This window comes from Pectobacterium jejuense (genome assembly GCF_026800125.1).
Classification (GTDB): domain Bacteria; phylum Pseudomonadota; class Gammaproteobacteria; order Enterobacterales; family Enterobacteriaceae; genus Pectobacterium; species Pectobacterium jejuense.
Genome location: NZ_JAPQKX010000006.1, coordinates 177986 through 196386, shown reverse-complemented (window position 1 = coordinate 196386; position 18401 = coordinate 177986). Strand labels below are relative to the sequence as shown.

The following is an 18401-nucleotide window of genomic DNA, read 5'->3' as shown; positions in this document are numbered from 1 at the left end:
TTTATTCACATCACAGATTTGTTCAAAAAGTAACCGGTAATGTCGGCGGAAATATCAACATCGGGGCGATCCGAATGAAAAAGCAAGAGTTGAACGTGTGCGTAAGGTCGCTCTGGTTTAGCGTTAGCGCATGGCGTGACTTTTAGTTGTATCAAGACGGGCAGTAGTATTAAGACTGACAGTAATATTAAGACTGGCAGTCAGACTGAGATTGGAATGAGGTTGAGGTGCCTATGATGCGTAACGATACACCGTTTCAGGATGCCGACTCGCGCTGGCAGGCGGTGGTGACGCGTAATCAAGCGGCTGACGGCTGCTTTATCTATGCGGTGAAAACCACGGGGATTTACTGTGCGCCCTCCTGTGCATCACGTCAGCCCCGACGTGAAAATGTGGTGTTCTTCGCGACGGCCGATGAGGCGCAGTCGGCGGGTTTCCGTCCGTGTAAACGCTGCCGTCAGGGAACACTTTCGCGGCAGGAACAGCAGGCGCAGCAGATTGCCCACGCCTGTCGGATGATTGAGCAGTCGGAGCATCAACCGACGCTGGCGGTGCTGGCTCAGGCCGTGGGGATAAGCGCGTTCCATTTTCATCGCGTGTTCAAAACCATAACCGGTCTGACGCCAAAGCAGTATGCCAGCGCCCACCGTCATCGGCAGCTACGTGAACAGTTGGCAGATAGCGGCACGGTGACTGCCGCGATTGCAGCAGCGGGCTATGAGGCCAGCGGACGCTTTTATGCTGAAGCGGGCGCGCATTTAGGGATGACGCCGACGGCGTTTCAGAACAAAGGAAAAGGGATGACGATCCGCTTTGGCGTTGGCCGCTGCTCACTCGGCGAGGTGCTGGTGGCAGAAAGTGAGAAAGGGATCTGCGCGATCCTGCTGGGAGACGATCCTGAACCTCTGCTCAACGCGCTTCAGGAGATGTTTGCTAACGCACAGCTAATTGGCGGCGATGCGGCGTTTGAACGACGCATGGCGCAGGTTGTCGGGTTTGTTGACGATCCGACTATTGGGTTCACGCTGCCGCTGGATATTCGCGGCACGGCATTTCAGCAGCGAGTCTGGCAGGCGCTACGGGCGATTCCGGCTGGAGAAACGCTGAGCTATCGTGATGTCGCTGAGCGCATTGGATCGCCGGCCGCCGTACGCGCGGTCGCGGGTGCCTGTGCGGCAAACCGGCTGGCGGTTGCGATTCCCTGTCATCGCGTGGTCCGACATGACGGTGCGCTGTCAGGCTATCGCTGGGGCATTGTGCGTAAACGTGCCCTGTTGGATAAAGAGCAGTTGGACAAAGAACTGCTGGAGAAAGAGCAGACCGTACATCTGCAAGGGGAATCGTCATCGTGAATTTTGATTTATTTGCCGATGAAGCGCCGCGCCGTTGGACGGAAACGCTGGCACTGGGGGCGGTCATCCTGCGTGGTCGCGCCTATGACGATGCTCCGGTGCTGCTTGCGGCGCTGAAAGCCGTCACTGCACGAGCGCCGCTGCGGAATATGGTCACGCCGGGCGGTTTTGTGATGTCGGTGGCGATGAGCAACTGCGGGCCGCTCGGTTGGGTGACGGATGAACGCGGCTATCGTTACACCGCACAGGATCCGCTGAGCGGAGAGGCGTGGCCCGCGATGCCAAAGGTTTTTTCCCGACTGGCGAAGCAGGCGGCGAGCGAAGCGGGTTTTGCTGATTTTGAACCGGATGCCTGCCTCATCAATCGCTATGATGTCGGTACGCGTATGTCTCTGCATCAGGATAAAAACGAACGGGATTTTCACCAGCCTATCGTGTCCGTCTCGCTGGGGCTCAGCGCGATGTTCCTGTTTGGCGGCATGGCGCGTAGTGATAAAGCGCAACGTGTTCCGCTGACACACGGCGATGTGGTGGTCTGGGGTGGTGAATCGCGGCTCTATTTCCACGGCATTCTGCCGTTGAAAAGCGGCAACGTGCCGGAAGGGATGTCCGACGAATGCCGTTTTAACCTGACGTTTCGTAAAGCTGGATGAGTGGAATGCTATTCCGCTCGCAGTGAATCCCGTTTGAATCTATTCCTCTCAAATAAAAGCCAGCCCGCATCGGCATACAGGCTGGCTTAAGTACTGGTGCTTATTTCTTGCTGAACTTCATATAATCGAGGGCGCTTTCTGCCGCGATACGACCGGAGTTGAGCGCAAAGCCAAACGTGCCGCCGCCTAACAGCAGGTCATAGGTGTCACCATACATGCCAGCAGCATCATTACCCGTAACGTACAGACCCGGAATGACCTCACCGGATTTATCTATCGCCTGCATTTTCTCGTCGATCTTCACGCCGCCTAATGTGCCTAGCGCTGCCGGTTGCATTCTCACCGCATAGAACGGACCGGTTTTGACCGGACGCAGGTAATCCATGTTTTTGTTAAACACCTCATCCCGCTTTTGCGTCGCAAACTTGTTGTTTTCTTCCAGCGTATTCTTCAGCACGCTCGCATCAACGCCCATCTCTTTCGCCAGCCCGTCAATGGTGGCAGATTTGAAAACGAAGCCGCGATTTTTCTGACTTTCCTTCGTAAATTCGCTATCAAATTTAGTCAGCTTGGTATTGGCGATCACCCATTCGCCAATCGGCACATCAATGCCGTCTTCGACGTAATGCTTACGGGATGTCTCGTCAAAAATGGAGTACATGATGCCGCCCGCTTTTGACAGCGCGTTGCCGGAGTGTGGCCAGATGATGACGTTGGATTCATCGGTAAAGCGGCGGCCATGTTGGTCAACCCACAGATAGGGCTGACGCGCGGCGGCCAGCAGGTGAGAGTTCGGGGCGTAGTCTGGCAGGCCAGGGCGATAGGCTTGCAGCAGGCCTAGGCCGTCCGGTTTGGCTCCGGCTTTCCAGGCCATATTAATTCCGTCGCCGTCTTTACCGACGTTACCGACCATGATGGTATCGGGGAAAGCGGCGTATTTTTGCAGCATCTCTTTATTGTTGGCATAGCCGCCGGTCGCGATGATGACGGCTTTGGCGTCTATCTGGATGGTGTTGCCCTCGCTATCTTGCGCGATAACGCCCGTCACCTTGCCGTCTTTCACGACCAGATCTTTACCCGCCGTTTTCACCAGCGTGGTGACATCCATGCTTTTAAACTGCTCGTGGAATGTCTTGATCAGGTGGCGTCCGTGGCCGGGGCCGTCGATCACATGCCAGGTCAGCATGCCGCCAGGGCCGCCGGGGCCGATATATTCAAACTTGATGCCTTTCGATTTCACCCATTCAATCGTATCCGCAGAACGGTTGACGAAAGCGCGCACCACGAAGGGATTAGCCATCCAGTGGCTGTAATCCATGATGGTCTTAAAGGCCATATCAGGCGTGACCACAATCCCCTGACGTTTCTGCAGGCTGCTGTTGGCGGCGAAGATGCCTTCGGCAAAGTTACCGGTGCCACCGACAATCGGTTGTTTTTCCAGTAAGACGATTTTTGCCCCTTTCTCTGCGGCAGCCATCGTTGCCGACGTGCCCGCCGCGCCTGCGCCTATAATAACGATATCCGCGCTTTTCGGGATTTCCGGTTTTGCCGCGTCCGCCGCCTGCGCGGTAGACCAGCTCATCATCGAGAGACAGAGCGTCGCGAGTACACTTTTTCTGAAGCGTGTCATGATGTTTTCCTTAATGTCATTCGTATTCTTACAATGCAGTCGTGCTGCGCGTGGAGAACCAACGGGATTAATTCGCTTTAGCCTGTGAGTACGCGTCTTCTGCTGCTTCTTTCACCGCACCGCTGGTCATCGTGGCACCGGACACGCCATCAACCTGAATGCTCTGTTTTTCGGTCATGGTTTTTGCGAGTTCGATGGCGGCTTCCCCGCCGACTTCCGGCGTTTCTTCCGGGGCATCAATCGTCGATTTAAGGACTTTCCCCTGCGCATCGATATCGAGCGTAACGGTGACGTCCCCGCCGATACCCTGTCTCGCGGCGGAATAGGTGCCAGCTTTAAAATTCCCTTCTTGCGCAACCGCGGTTCCCATTGCGAATAACAGGCAGAGTGGAAGGATTCCTGAGCAGATTTTCATATCAATAGTTCCAGTAGTTTTTGAATGAATACGGTGAGTCACAAATTTATCTCCCATGAATAAAGTGATAGCCGTCGTCGTTATTGAGGGGCTTGAATATCAGGCAGCAAATGGGTAAGCCAATGCCGAGTAATAAAAACAACAGGCTGAAAGGGTTAAGGTTGAAGAGAATTTCAAACTGAGAAAGAAAGCGTAATATCGGAAACGTCAGCGTCATACTGAGCATGACGGAAAGTAATTGGCTAATGGTCAGCAGGTTATTACCGCTGTGGTACGTGCTGTTATTCAGGTTGCTAAAGGCCAGCGTGCCTGCTGCTGAATATAAGGTTGAAATCAGCACGCCTAACAGCATGGCGATGATGCCGATAAGCAGCATTGATTTCTCTTGCACGGCAGCGCTCAGGGCGAGGATACACAGCGACGTGATGCTGGTTGTCAGCATCAGCAGCCGACGGTAGCCAATACGCTTGACCAATGGTTCGAACAGCAGTTTTGATAGCAGTGCGCCGCTGGAAAAGAGCAGTAAAATCAGGCTGGTTTCCGCGGGTTTACAGGCCAGCGTCGTTTGCAGCATTAACGACAGCACGACGGGCGTCGATGCCAGTAATGTTCGCGTCGCGATGCCGCCAATAACGCCGACAGAAAAGGTTCTGATGCCAAACAGGGCGCGAGGGAATAATGCCGTTTCTGCAATGAGATGCTGCCGATAATAAATAAATACCAAGCCCAACATGCTACAAGACAGAAATAGCATGACGAACGTTGGCAATATATTTTTCGTAGCGGTGGTTAACATGAAGGCCACGAGAAATAACATCAAAATGGGAAAGGCGACTTCATAGGCACCCGTGCGGGGTGTCTCTTTTATGGCAGCAACAGGAATATATTTAGTTGCCAGAAAAAAGCAGAGTAAAGCCAGCGGGATATTCACGAGGAAAATAGCCTGCCATGAGAGAAAACTAACCAGAATATTGCCGAAAACGGGGCCGATCAGGGTGCCGAGTAATCCCAATAAGGTCACCCGATTCAGGAAGCGTAATTTCAGCTTCTGCGGCGTGGTGCGCAATATCACGGTTCTGATGATGGGCAGCATGAGCGCACCGCCGATGCCCTGAATAAAGCGGAAAACGCTTAAGCTGCTGAGTGTGGTTGCCGTCATGCACAGCAGCGAGCCGAGCGTGAAAATGGCCATCGCGATCTGGTAGGTTTTCCGTTCCCCTAGTCGTTCCGCCAGCCAGCTATTGGCCGGCGTAAATGCGACGACCGTGACAATATAGGCGATCACAATCGCTTCCATATGCAACACCGGCTGGTGTAGCGACTGCGCGATGGCAGGAATGGCGACATACACCATGGTGGTATCCAGGGATTGCATGAAAAAGGTAGCCGATGCAATCCAGAATAAGACCCATGACGTGTTCATTCAGGCCACCGTCATTTGTCCGGCATAAAGCACGAACAGTCGTAGCAGGAACACGCCGAACAGGCTCATGGTGGCTAACGTAATCAGCTGGCCTTTGCCGGAATGCGTGGAAGGCTTGCGCACCTGATTGGCAATGAATGGGATCACAATGCCGATGCCAATAATGCCAATCCAGAATACGCCGCCCCAGAAACCCGACAGCGCGGTCTGCGCGGCGACAACCTTTTGCCCGCCACCAAGCAGCAGCCCGATAAAGAACGCGAACAGCAGGAACAGTTCGGCGTACACCACTGGCGTTTCCACACGATGGATGAAATGCAGGGAGTGTGAATGCCCCGACGTATTGCGCCCCCATGCACTGGCCAGCAGCATGACAGCAATGCCGGAGGTGGTGCCGGATACCAGAAACAGGACGGGCAGAACGGGGTTATTCAGTAACGGGAACGATTTCAGCGCAGACAGCAGAAAGCCGGTATAGCAGCCGAGCAGGATCGCCAGCACCAGCAGCAGGTTTTCAATCACCGCCGCTTTTTTGACGATCATCGCCGTTAACTTACGCGCTCGCGCAGCCAAAGCGGGCCGGTGCCAGACGGTCTCAAGCTGCGTCAGCCATCCGTCATGATAAAGCGTGATGATCCATAACAGCATCACGACGAAATACACCTGAAAGAGCATCACACCAAGCGACATGATGGAGGTCGGGTTGTAAAAAATCATCAAATACCAGAAGGCTAGCGGTCGAGTCAGGTGAAAAATCAGAATCACCAGCCCGAGGATCACGGCGAGCGGTGCCACGATGGCCGTGGCTTTGATGACAAGGTTACTGCCGTGATATTCGCTGGGAACGTAGTGCCTGAGCAGCATCGAGAGCGACACCATGCCCGCCGAAATGCCGACCAGAAGAAGATAAATGGCGATGGGCCAATCCCATACCAGCGTGTCGAACGTGAAGGCATTATGCATTGTCGATTTCTCCTCGTTTCCCCGGCATGCGGTAGAGCTGGGGTTCGGTGCCCAAATAGACCTTGGAGCGGTAGGTCGCGTTGCTCGCGATCATCTTGGCAATGTTGCTTTCAGGATCGTTGAGATCGCCAAATACCAAGGCTTTAGTGGGGCAGATTTCGACGCAGGCGGGCTGCTTCCCAGCGGCTAGATTGGTTTCCCGACAAAAGTTACATTTATCTGCTGTCTTCGTAACGGGGTTGATGAAACGCACGTGGTAAGGGCACGCGGCAATGCAGTAGCGGCAGCCCACGCAGCGTTTATCGTTGACGTCGACGATACCGGTGAGTGCGTCTTTGAAGGAGGCTCCCGTTGGGCAGACCGCAACGCAGGGCGGGTTCTCACAGTGCTGACAGGATTTACGGAAAAATTGCTTAATGGCGCGCGTCTTCTCGACGGCGGGAATATCGACGGTTTGCAGTATATCCAGTCGGGTTACGCCATCGGGTACGTTATTGGTCTCTTTACAGGCCTTGATACAGGCTTTGCAGCCGATACAGCGCATTTCGTTATGCAATAAGCCATATTTAACCGCTAATTTACCCTGCATTTTTTCGGGTTCATTTTGCGCTTGTGCGAGACCGATATGCCCACTAATAGCAATCGTACCTCCCATATAGGCAATAAAACGACGGCGAGATAATTCTTCCATATTATAAATCTTCACATTGGGGTGATAGCCGCGCGAACGCCAGATAGTAGTAATCCAGCAATAGCGTTAATATTTCGCAGTGTGGCGCTAATAGGGAATGATGCTTCATTATTACGATGAAAATAATAAGTTGGCCACGTTGTTATTGTGGTTTTATTGGAACATGGGAATTAAAGGTTAAGTGTGCGTTTGGTCACGTTTATTTTTTTGTATATCCGTATATAACAAATGTTGATTTGTTATAAATGCCATTTTTATTTCCCTCGTTCGTTTAAGAAATTGTGTTTCTATTATATGGATGCAAGTTGCTATTTTTATTTTTTGTGATAAAAACGAATAATTGATGTGTATCATATTGTCGATTTTTTATGTGAGTAATAAAGGGGGGCGGAATGGACAATGACTTTTTCCGTAACAAATAAAAAACGTTAGTGCGTATTTAGCACTAACGTTTGTGTAACAAAATAATGGGGGGATATACTAAAAACCGTAAACGGGTATTAAGGTTTTAGGTGCTTATCAAGAAAGCGGACGGTAATCTGCATGATTTCCGGTTGCAGCCAATGCGGCCCGCCGTGCTCGGCACCTTTGACGCTGTAGTAGGTGGATTCGATATTTTTCGCCGTCAGAGCCTGATGCAGTCTCTCGGTCTGGCGTGGAGAAACCGAGGTATCGTTTGTGCCGTGCATAATCAGGAACGGAGGTGTGGTGCCGCTGATAAAGTTAATCGGGTTGGCCGCTGCGGCTTTATCGGGATAGCGAGTAATCGAGCCCCCTTCATTAAATACTGCGGTGCCGTTAACCCAGATAGCTTCTGTTGCGGAAGGTGATGCGTGTTTCTGAACGACATCGTCTGGGAAGCCTTCACCGACGAGCGTTAGGTCGGATAAGCCATAGAAATCAATGACGGCCTGGACATCACTGCTTTGGTCGAGGTGATCGCCTTTATCGTAGGCTTTTGAGCCATTTGTTACCCCGGAAAACGCCGCCAGATAGCCTCCTGCCGATGAACCGAAAACTGCGGCATGTTGGCCGTCGATACCAAATTTTTTCGCATTAGCGCGCAGATAGCGAATGGCGGACTTTACATCCTCTAGCGGAGAGGGGAAAAGTACGGTAGGCGCGACGCGGTATTCCATACTGGCAACTACATAGCCCGCTTCGGCAATGCTAAGGCGCTGTTGCAGATAATTATCTTTATTGGCGTTAATGAAGCCGCCGCCGGTAATGAATAATACGACAGGGAGCGCTTCTTTTGCTTCAGGCTGAAGGATATCCATTTTTAATGCGACGTTAGGGTAGCCGCGCATTGATACCTGAGAATAAACGACGTCAGAGATTAACTTCACCGAAGTAGTTTCCTGCTTTACGGCGATTTCATGTTGGTTCTGTGCCGCGTTGATTGCGCTGGAACTCATCATCGTCAGTGAGGCTAATACTATTTTGGCTGTTTTCGGATAGTGCATACTTTCAGTCCTTTGTTAGAAGCATGTAAATCAGAGCGGTTTGTGAAGAACGATGTTGTGTTTGTAAAAACAATATTAAAAAATCTTTAATAATATGGATTGGACTGTCTTAAGCTAATGAATTATTTCCTCCTTGATAATAAGTTGACTATATCTACCATTAACGCTATTTCTCATGAATTAAATGTGCATCTAATCACATTTGATTATTTACAGAGCCCTATAATTGTTATTATGGGTGGTTATAAACGAGACAGTTGATGCGTAATATAAAACAATGTTCAGTATAAAGCGTGTGATTTATTATCAGGAACTCATCCGGGTCGGGAGTTTCACTAAAGCGGCGAAGGCGCTGAATATCTCTCAGGCCTTCTTGTCGCAGGAGATCGCGCGGCTGGAACTTGAAACGGAAAGAAAACTGATTAACCGAACCACCCGGCAGTTTTCTCTGACGCCATTCGGGAAGATCTTTGCTGACAAAATTCAGGGGATGATTAAAGAGCATTATGAGCTGGAGCAGTTTGTCAGCAGCTATGAGGAAAGCACGGATGGCGCGCTGCTGGTTGGCGTGATTCCGATTTTTAATCGTCTGGCTCACTACAATATGTTTAACCTGTTTCAGAAAGCCTATCCCAATATCGATATCTCTTTCATTGACGGCGTCAGCACCGATTTACTGGAAAGGGTGCGTAATGGAGAGATCCACCTGTCTTTCTCGACACCTTTTGATGAGTACCTGAACGATCCGCTGTTTCATCACACCATTTGTCAGATCGATGACATTGTTGCGGTGATGGCAAGATCGCACCCGCTTGCCGACAGCAAGACGCTCAGCTTGCCGCAGATGGTCAAAGAAAAGCTGATCGTGCCGCAGAAAGGGACAGGGGAACATGCCGCCGTTTCCAAATCCTTCACTCAACAGGGCATCAACCCAAGCTATTTTCGCGAATGCAGCAACATGGACATCATTATGGATCTGGTGATTAACCTGTCCGGTGTGGTCTTCCTCTGTTCGTCTGTCGCGAAAAGCCTGACCGCTTACGACGTCGCGGTTATTCCGCTGGAAGAGCAGCTGAAAAGGACTTTCGCCATTAGCTATCTAAAGCGCAGCACTAACATTCCCATGGTGCGGCTGTTTCTGGATTTCCTGCAAGACTACAACAGCGAGTCCGTCCGGTAGGGCGCTTTCCTTGTTTGAAAGGTGCGGATATCCAGCGCGTGTACCGCAACGGAGAACATGTTCCGCGTGCGTCCAATTCCTGATGCATTGACCGCATAAGCCGCCGCCTGCCTTTTATTTCCCTACGTTTTATCCCTCGATGCACCTCGGTTTCTCTTCCCGATCTTCATGGGTTTTAGATAAATGTTGCAAATGTGAATAAATGTGAGGTGATTCAAATTATCTCGATTAATATACTTGTATGGTAGTCAGCATAAACGAATGGCTACATGCACAGAAGGATAAGTAACGTGAAGATTGTCAGCGCTGAAGTGTTTGTCACCTGCCCGGGGCGAAACTTTGTCACCCTGAAAATTACGACAGATAGCGGATTAACCGGCCTCGGCGATGCGACGCTCAACGGGCGTGAGCTGCCGGTCGCCTCTTACCTCAAAGATCATGTGTGTCCGCAGCTGATTGGCCGTGATGCGCACCAGATCGAAGATATTTGGCAGTATTTCTACAAAGGCGCGTACTGGCGTCGTGGCCCGGTGACGATGTCTGCCATTTCAGCAGTCGATACCGCGCTGTGGGACATCAAGGCCAAAGCCGCCAACATGCCGCTCTACCAACTGCTGGGCGGCGCATCGCGCACGGGCGTTATGGTGTATTGCCACACCACGGGCCACTCGATTGATGAAGTGCTGGACGATTACGCTAAGCATCGCGATGAGGGCTTCAAGGCGATTCGCGTACAGTGCGGCGTGCCGGGTATGAAAACCACCTACGGTATGGCGAAAGGCAAAGGGCTGGCGTATGAGCCGGCGACGAAAGGCAACTTGCCAGAAGAGCAACTGTGGTCGACGGAAAAATACCTCGATTTCACGCCGAAGTTGTTTGAAGCGGTGCGCGACAAGTTTGGCTTCAACGAGCACATGCTGCACGACATGCACCACCGCCTGACGCCGATTGAAGCGGCGCGCTTTGGTAAAAGCATTGAAGACTATCGTCTGTTCTGGATGGAAGACCCAACGCCGGCGGAAAACCAGGAGTGCTTCCGTTTAATCCGCCAGCACACGGTTACGCCGATTGCGGTTGGTGAAGTCTTTAACAGCATCTGGGATTGCAAACAGCTGATCGAAGAACAGCTCATCGACTACATTCGCACCACGATTACCCATGCGGGCGGGATCACTGGCATGCGCCGTATCGCCGATTTTGCCTCGCTCTATCAGGTGCGCACCGGTTCACACGGGCCGTCGGATCTGTCGCCTATCTGCATGGCGGCGGCGCTGCATTTTGACCTCTGGGTGCCAAACTTCGGCGTACAGGAATACATGGGTTATTCGGAGCAAATGCTGGAAGTGTTCCCGCATAACTGGACGTTCGATAACGGCTACATGCACCCAGGCGAAAAACCGGGGTTAGGCATTGAGTTTGATGAAAAGCTGGCGGCCAAATACCCCTATGACCCCGCTTATCTGCCGGTTGCCCGTCTGGAAGACGGCACATTGTGGAATTGGTAAGAGTGGAATAGGTAATCAGAGGCCAAAATATGAAAAGCATTGTGATACAGCAGCCGAATACGCTGGTGATTGAAGAACGTCCTATTCCGCAGCCAGCGGCAGGTGAAGTTCGGGTGAAGGTAAAGCTGGCCGGTATCTGTGGCTCGGACAGCCACATCTATCGCGGGCATAACCCTTTTGCTAAATACCCGCGCGTAATTGGGCATGAATTCTTCGGCGTGATTGAGGCGGTGGGTGAGGGCGTGGAGGCATCCCGTCTGGGCGAGCGCGTCTCAGTCGATCCGGTAGTGAGCTGCGGCCACTGCTACCCTTGCTCAATCGGCAAGCCGAACGTCTGTACCTCGCTGGTAGTGCTGGGTGTGCATCGCGACGGCGGGTTCAGCGAGTACGCTGCCGTACCGGCGAAGAACGCGCACATCATCCCGGATGAGATCCCTGATGAGTTCGCCGTGATGGTCGAGCCCTTCACGATTTCCGCCAACGTGACCGCACAGGTGAAGCCGACGGAGCAGGATGTCGCCCTGATTTATGGTGCGGGACCGATGGGGTTAACCTCGGTTCAGGTACTGAAAGGCGTGTTCAACGTGAAGGAAGTCATCGTCGTCGATCGCATTCCTGAACGTCTGGATATGGCATTACGTAGCGGAGCGGACAGGGTTATCAACAACGCCTCGCTGTCATTAAAAGATGAGCTGGACGCGCTGAATATCAAGCCGACGCTGATTGTTGATGCTGCCTGCCATCCGTCTATTTTGCAGGAAGCGATTACGATTGCTTCTCCTGCGGCACGCATCGCCATCATGGGTTTTTCCAGCGAGCCTTGTCAGATCAGCCAACAGGGAATCACCAGCAAAGAGATCTCCATTTTCTCATCGCGCTTGAATGCCAACAAATTCCCTATCGTGATTGAGTGGCTGAAAGCGAAACGTATCGATCCGGCCAAACTGATTACCCATCGGTTTGATTATCAGCAGGTGGTACAGGCGATTGAGGTCTTTGAAAAAGATCAAAAACGCTGCTGTAAAGTCCTGCTGACGTTTAATGATGCATGACGAGTAAACACTCTAAATAATTCGAGTTTCATGCAGGCGGCAAGAGAAGGAATCCCGATGAGCTTACTGAAGTAAGTGATTCGGGTGAGTGAACGTAGCCAACGTACATGCAACTTGAAGTATGACGAGTATAAATATTTTTATTGGCAACAGGGAATATATAAAAGGAAAAACCATATCGACTACAGAATAATATAATGATTCCTTTGAAGTAATTATTTCTCTCTTAATCACTCCAGACCATCAATAACGGGCTGGAGTGGATTGCGACACCATGATGAACGGTAATTTTACTTACTGTGCTCTACCATAATTACAAATCGTCGAGAGTATATATATGAATACGCAGATCGCATCTGGACAAGATAAGCCTGTAAGAAGTACCTCTGATTTAGTCAAGGCGGCGGTGTCCGGCTGGCTGGGCACCGCATTAGAATTTATGGATTTCCAATTGTATTCGCTCGGTGCGGCATTGGTCTTCCATGAAATATTCTTCCCTGAACAATCGGCGGCGATGGCGCTGATTCTGGCAATGGGAACCTACGGCGCAGGTTATGTCGCACGTATCGTCGGTGCCTTTATTTTCGGCCGGATGGGGGACTCCATCGGTAGAAAGAAAGTGCTCTTTATTACCATTACCATGATGGGGATCTGTACCACGTTAATTGGCGTGCTACCAACCTACGCACAGATTGGTATTTTCGCGCCCATCTTACTGGTGACCTTGCGTATCGTGCAGGGGTTAGGGGCGGGCGCCGAGATTTCCGGTGCCGGTACCATGCTGGCTGAATACGCGCCGAAAGGGAAACGCGGGATTATTTCCTCACTGGTTGCAATGGGCACCAACTGCGGCACGCTCAGCGCCACGGCTATCTGGGCCGTCATGTTTTTTGCCCTCTCGCGAGAAGAGTTACTGGCGTGGGGCTGGCGTGTACCGTTCCTGGCCAGCGTAGTCGTGATGATCTTTGCGATCTGGCTGCGTATGAACCTGAAAGAAAGCCCGGTTTTTGAAAAAGTCAGTAATGATGTCTCTGATACTGAAGAGCCGTCACCTGCTCTGGTGGTTGAGCAAAGCGAGCAAAAATCGGTACTGTCCATGTTCAAAAGCAAGGCGTTTTGGCTGGCAACAGGATTACGTTTCGGACAGGCGGGAAATTCAGGATTAATTCAGACCTTCCTCGCGGGATATTTAGTTCAAACGCTGTTGTTCAATAAATCTATTCCGACCGATGCATTGATGATCAGCTCCATTATTGGTTTTATCACCATTCCATTATTAGGATGGCTCTCGGATAAAATTGGTCGCCGCGTACCGTATATTATTCTGAATATCTCGGCGATATTGTTAGCCTACCCAATGCTCTCTCTTATCGTTGATAAAGAGAATAGCGTTAACGTAATTGTCGTCAGCATTATCATTATTCATAACTTCGCGGTACTGGGATTATTTGCGCTGGAAAATATCACGATGGCGGAAATATTCGGTGGACGCAGCCGCTTTACGCAAATGGCGATTGCCAAAGAAACGGGTGGTCTGGTTGCCGTTGGTTTTGGTCCGGTGTTAGCAGGTATTTTCTGCAACATGACCGGTTCCTGGTGGCCGATTGTCGTGATGATGATTGCTTACTCAGTGATTGGTTTATTCGCGGCTATCTGTATGCCGGAAGTGAAAGACCGTGACTTGGATGCATTAGACGACGCGGCGTAACGTTCAGATTGTCATTGTTCGAGTTGCAGATGAGTTGACCTGTCTGCAACTCGAATCATTTAGGGCACAGACGTATTTTTTGAATCACCTATCAGGGATAACGATGAGTATCAGTGAATTTTCCACTCTTAAACCGCAGGTTGTGGTGCCGCGTTACAACCGCAGCCAGCTAAAAACACGTATTGCGCATATTGGCTTCGGCGCATTTCACCGGGCGCATCAGGCGGTCTGTGCCGATAAGCTGGCGGCGGAACACGGTAGCGACTGGGGCTATTGCGAAATCAACCTGATTGGCGGCGAGCAGCAAATTGAAGCCATTCGCCAGCAGGATTTGCTGTGGTCGGTTTCCGAAATGGCGGACAGCGGCTGGAATAGCCGGGTCATCGGTGTAGCGACCAGCGCGCTGCATGCGGAAGTCGAAGGCATCGAGGCAGTGCTGGAAGCGCTAAGCGCGCCGGATATCGCCATCGTATCGATTACCGTCACGGAGAAAGGCTATTGCCACCACCCGGCGACGGGGCAGTTAAATAGTGAACATCCGCTGATTTGCCACGATCTGGGGTTACCCGCAGAACCACGCTCCCTGCCCGGTGTGATTCTGGCTGCGATTAAACGCAGACGGGAACGCCAGCTACCGGCATTCAGCGTGATGTCCTGCGACAATATGCCAGAAAACGGGCACGTCACGCGCAACGTGATCGTGCAACTGGCCGAGCTGCAGGATATCGAACTGGCGCGCTGGATTGAACAGCACGTCACCTTTCCGTCCACGATGGTGGACAGGATTGTTCCGGCTATCACCGAGGAAACGTTGGAGACAATTCAGGGACAGCTGGGCGTAGTCGATCCCGCGGGGATCGCCTGTGAACCGTTCTTCCAGTGGGTGGTTGAAGATAACTTCGTCAACGGCCGTCCTGCATGGGAAAAAGCCGGTGCGGAGCTGGTACAGGATGTCCTGCCGTTTGAGGAAATGAAGCTGCGTATGCTGAACGGCAGCCACTCATTTCTGGCGTATCTGGGCTACCTTGCAGGCTACCAGCATATCAGCGAGTGCATGCAGGACAACGACCTGGTCGCGGCGGCACATCATCTGATGCTGCGTGAACAGGCTCCGACGCTGCGTACACAGGGTGTCGATCTCGCCGCCTATGCGGATGCGCTGCTGGATCGCTATCGTAACCGTGCGTTAAAGCACCGCACCTGGCAGATTGCGATGGACGGTTCGCAAAAACTGCCACAGCGGATGCTGGACTCGATCCGCTGGCATCTGGCACGCGGCAGCCGTTTTGATGCGCTGGCGCTCGGCGTGGCGGGATGGATGCGCTATGTGGGCGGCGTGGATGAGCAAGGAAAACCGATTGAAATTAGCGATCCGCTGAAAGATCTGATCGCTGAAACGGTGCAACGCAGCCCAGAAGGTGAAAGCCGAGTCGCGGCGCTGCTGGCGCTGACGGCGATTTTTGGTGAGGACTTACCGAAGAACCCTGTCTTTGTCGATGCGGTGACGCAGCATTATCTGACGTTGCTAGAAAAAGGCGTGAAAGGGACGTTACAGGCAATGGACTGGTAATTTCAAAACCGATCGCGTTGGCTATGTTTGTGACCATACAGGGCAAGGGAAATACGGATGGCCCCTTGTCCTGCAATATCTCTATCTCACCGCAACAGGATTGCGGTAACCATGACACCTGCCATATTACGTTGAAGATCAACTAAAAAGGACTTTCATCATTAGCGCTCTGAAGCACAGCGTTAATGTTCCTATGGTTCGCCTGCCACATCCTCTTTTCCCTCTTGATGCATTCCTGTTCCTCCTTCTGCTATTTATGGTTTTTCGATAAATGTTGCAAATGTTAATAAATGTGAGGTGATTCAAGTTATCACTATTGGTGTACTTGTATGGTAGTAGGTAATGGCGGATAAATGAGCTAAGTTGAACAGGTGCCAAAAAGTTGCTGCGAAGTGCTGGTAGATATTCAGTCATGATGATGTCCATCGTGGAATGTTGGTCTTAGAAATGAGATGAAAAATATGCAAAGAATTAGTTTTGATGTCATGAAAGAGACTGTAAAGAAGGCATTTTTGAACGCGGGATTAAGCGAGAAAAAAGCGGACGTTTGCGCACAGATTCATACAGAATCCAGTTGTGATGGGGTTTATTCGCACGGCTTAAACCGCGTATCCCGGTTTATTGACTATGTCAAAAAAGGTTGGATCGATATTCAGGCTGAGCCCACTCAGGTCAAATCATTAGGTGTGATTCAGATCTATGACGGTAATCAGGGGATTGGTGTCACCAACGCCTTGTTTGCGGTTGAAAAAGCAGCGGAGATAGCGCGTGAAAATGGCATAGGGATTGTTGCTTTACGCAATACTACCCACTGGATGCGTGGAGGCGCGTACGGCTGGAAAGCCGCGGAACAAGGTCTTGCCGCAATGTGTTGGACGAATACGGAATCGTGTATGCCTGCGTGGGGGGCTAAAAATACCCGCTTAGGTAACAACCCTTTTGTGATGGCTGTGCCGAGAGAAAAAGGGCCGATCGTATTAGATATGGCGATGTCGCAGTACTCATACGGCAAATTACAGGTTACGCGGCTTAAAAACGAACGTCTGCCTTTTCCTGGCGGTTTTGATCAGCAGGGAAATTTAACCGATGAACCGAGGCCAATTGAACAATCTATGCGCATCCTTCCAACCGGATACTGGAAAGGTTCGGGGCTGGCCGTTTTGTTAGATGCGATGGCGGCGTTGCTGTCCGCAGGCCATCCGACAAATGAGATTGATAAAATTGGTAAAGGCAGTTGCACTGGAGCCAGCCAGATTTTTATTGTTTTCGATCCAGCCCAGCTTGGCGGCAGTGAATTTAGCGAGCGTATGGCTGACAGCGTGGCGGATTATGTCAAGACATCGACGCAGGCAGAAGGCCAAACAGAAGTTTATTATCCCGGAGAACATTCAGCTAAAAATCGGCAAGAGAATCTTGTCAAAGGCATCCCTGTTGATGATGGCGTATGGGCTGAAGTCGTGGAGCTGGCACAAGAAGTGAAAAGATGATCATTGGTAATATTCTGCAATGCGATAGAAGCGGCGCTGAGTGACCTGAGATAATGATTAAATAATGTTTGACTAATGGGTAAGGTCAATAAACCGTTAGTGATGATGTAAATAGTCTATTTTTCTGATAACTGAGAAGTGGGGGATTTAATTTCGATGTGTTGAATTAGCGTATCTAGTATTTTTACATTCATGATTTTTCCTTCGGAGAATAGAAAGATATGTCAAAATATACCTTAACTTTCGAAAGGAAGTATTTTTATGCTTTAACACCGAGGATATGCAAAAAAATAGCACTTGCCTCATTACTTTCGCTTTTTACCTTATCTTCCGTTGCCGCCAAAACATATGATTTCAACTTGAGCACTGCGTTAGCTCCGGATGATCCTGTTTATGCTGGATTTAAGGAATTTAAGAAAAACGTTGAAAAACGCACTGATAAAAAAGTACGTGTGAGGTTATTTCCTAGCGGTCAGTTGGGAGCCGATGGTGAACTAATTCAGCAGGCTCAAGTGGGAAGTAATGTTGGCGTTCTCACTGATGGCGGTAGACTGGCGCAATTTGTGCCAGAGTTGGCAATACTGAATGCCCCCTTCTTATTGTCAAATTATGAGCAAGCTTCGAAATTTGTCACAACACCCATATTTAAAGAATGGGAATCGCAATTACAGGGAAAATCGGGCTTGGTCAGCCTCTCGTTCAATTGGTATCAAGGTTCTCGTATGATGATTACGAAAAAACCTTTCACCCAGCCAGCTGATTTAAAAGGTGTCAGAGTAAGGGTACCTGATGCGCCTATCGTTATTGAAACAATCAACTGCATGGGAGCATCACCAACGCCAATGGCTTGGTCCGAAGTGTATTCCGCCATTCAGACGGGCGTAGTGGATGCTGCCGAGGCGCACCCAACGGCGTTATACGGTTCCAAGCTTAATGAGGTCGCTAAATATATTACTAAAACCAACCACTACCACTTAATGACGTCGATTATTGTTGGGAGTAAATGGTTTGACCAACTTCCTGCCGAATATCAGAAGATTCTTCATGAAGAATCTTATAATGCTGGTGCATTCGCATCCCAAAAAATTATAGAGCAAAGTGCTGCCGTTTTAGAAAAAATGTCCAAAAGTGGCGTGAAAGTGGAAGAAATCGATCTCACTCCCTTTATAACTGCCTGTGCAAATGTACCTGCTAAACTTGGATTGGAAACCGCTCGTGACAGCCTGAAAACAGCGTTGGACACCAAATAAATTAGTTTGATTACCTCTGTGCCGATCCCGCCTTTTCGGCGGGACGTTGTGTGAGA

Annotated in this window: 15 protein-coding genes; 9 read left to right on the top strand and 6 right to left on the bottom strand. The window is 50.7% G+C overall.

Annotation, left to right across the window (positions count from 1 at the left end; all coding sequences use genetic code 11):
- The first annotated feature begins 233 nt into the window (after positions 1-233).
- The gene (gene ada / locus NXT09_RS13030) at positions 234-1352 is read left to right on the top strand and encodes a bifunctional DNA-binding transcriptional regulator/O6-methylguanine-DNA methyltransferase Ada (RefSeq protein ID WP_370690953.1); all 1119 of its coding nucleotides are present in this window, start codon (positions 234-236) and stop codon (positions 1350-1352) included.
- Positions 1349-2005: a DNA oxidative demethylase AlkB gene (gene alkB, locus NXT09_RS13025; RefSeq protein ID WP_268579962.1), complete on the top strand. Its 657-nt coding sequence runs from the start codon at positions 1349-1351 to the stop codon at positions 2003-2005. Before ada ends, alkB begins: the two co-directional genes overlap by 4 nt.
- A 100-nt stretch (positions 2006-2105) precedes the next feature.
- Here alkB and NXT09_RS13020 read toward each other — a convergent pair whose 3' ends face one another.
- The 6 genes from NXT09_RS13020 to NXT09_RS12995 form a co-directional block, all read right to left on the bottom strand.
- Positions 2106-3635 carry an FAD-dependent oxidoreductase gene (locus NXT09_RS13020; RefSeq protein ID WP_268579961.1) on the bottom strand — a complete coding sequence of 510 codons (1530 nt, stop codon included), beginning with the start codon at positions 3633-3635 and terminating at the stop codon, positions 2106-2108.
- A 67-nt stretch (positions 3636-3702) separates the two neighbouring features.
- Positions 3703-4050, bottom strand: coding sequence for an FMN-binding protein (locus NXT09_RS13015; RefSeq protein ID WP_102118242.1), 348 nt, complete (start codon positions 4048-4050; stop codon positions 3703-3705).
- Positions 4051-4096: 46 nt separating this feature from the next.
- Entirely contained in the window at positions 4097-5473 is a 1377-nt protein-coding gene (locus tag NXT09_RS13010) for an MFS transporter (protein ID WP_268579960.1), read from the bottom strand.
- The gene (nrfD, locus tag NXT09_RS13005; protein WP_268579959.1) at positions 5474-6436 is read right to left on the bottom strand and encodes a cytochrome c nitrite reductase subunit NrfD; all 963 of its coding nucleotides are present in this window, start codon (positions 6434-6436) and stop codon (positions 5474-5476) included.
- A complete protein-coding gene (locus tag NXT09_RS13000) occupies positions 6429-7127 on the bottom strand; it encodes a 4Fe-4S dicluster domain-containing protein (RefSeq protein WP_205553106.1) in 699 nt (232 codons plus the stop codon). Before NXT09_RS13000 ends, nrfD begins: the two co-directional genes overlap by 8 nt.
- 500 nt (positions 7128-7627) lie before the next feature.
- On the bottom strand, positions 7628-8593 hold the full coding sequence (locus NXT09_RS12995; RefSeq protein ID WP_268579958.1) for an alpha/beta hydrolase: 966 nt from the start codon (positions 8591-8593) through the stop codon (positions 7628-7630).
- A 277-nt stretch (positions 8594-8870) separates the two neighbouring features.
- On the opposite strand from NXT09_RS12995, the gene NXT09_RS12990 reads away from it, so the two are divergent.
- The 7 genes from NXT09_RS12990 to NXT09_RS12960 all read left to right on the top strand — a co-directional run bounded on the left by NXT09_RS12990 (position 8871) and on the right by NXT09_RS12960 (position 18345).
- A complete protein-coding gene (locus NXT09_RS12990) occupies positions 8871-9773 on the top strand; it encodes a LysR family transcriptional regulator (protein WP_039312577.1) in 903 nt (300 codons plus the stop codon).
- Between the two features lie 290 nt (positions 9774-10063).
- Positions 10064-11278 (top strand): D-mannonate dehydratase ManD, encoded by a 1215-nt coding sequence (gene manD / locus NXT09_RS12985; protein ID WP_039283781.1) that lies wholly within the window; start codon positions 10064-10066, stop codon positions 11276-11278.
- 29 nt (positions 11279-11307) lie between these two features.
- On the top strand, positions 11308-12330 hold the full coding sequence (locus tag NXT09_RS12980) for a Zn-dependent oxidoreductase (RefSeq protein ID WP_268579957.1): 1023 nt from the start codon (positions 11308-11310) through the stop codon (positions 12328-12330).
- 337 nt (positions 12331-12667) lie between these two features.
- On the top strand, positions 12668-14038 hold the full coding sequence (locus NXT09_RS12975; RefSeq protein ID WP_094432047.1) for an MFS transporter: 1371 nt from the start codon (positions 12668-12670) through the stop codon (positions 14036-14038).
- A 103-nt stretch (positions 14039-14141) separates the two neighbouring features.
- Positions 14142-15608, top strand: a complete 1467-nt coding sequence (locus tag NXT09_RS12970) for a mannitol dehydrogenase family protein (protein WP_268579956.1) — start codon at positions 14142-14144, stop codon at positions 15606-15608.
- Positions 15609-16069: 461 nt separating this feature from the next.
- A complete protein-coding gene (gene yiaK / locus NXT09_RS12965) occupies positions 16070-17095 on the top strand; it encodes a 3-dehydro-L-gulonate 2-dehydrogenase (protein WP_268580042.1) in 1026 nt (341 codons plus the stop codon).
- Positions 17096-17316: 221 nt separating this feature from the next.
- The gene (locus tag NXT09_RS12960) at positions 17317-18345 is read left to right on the top strand and encodes a C4-dicarboxylate TRAP transporter substrate-binding protein (protein ID WP_268579955.1); all 1029 of its coding nucleotides are present in this window, start codon (positions 17317-17319) and stop codon (positions 18343-18345) included.
- The last annotated feature ends 56 nt before the right edge of the window (positions 18346-18401 follow it).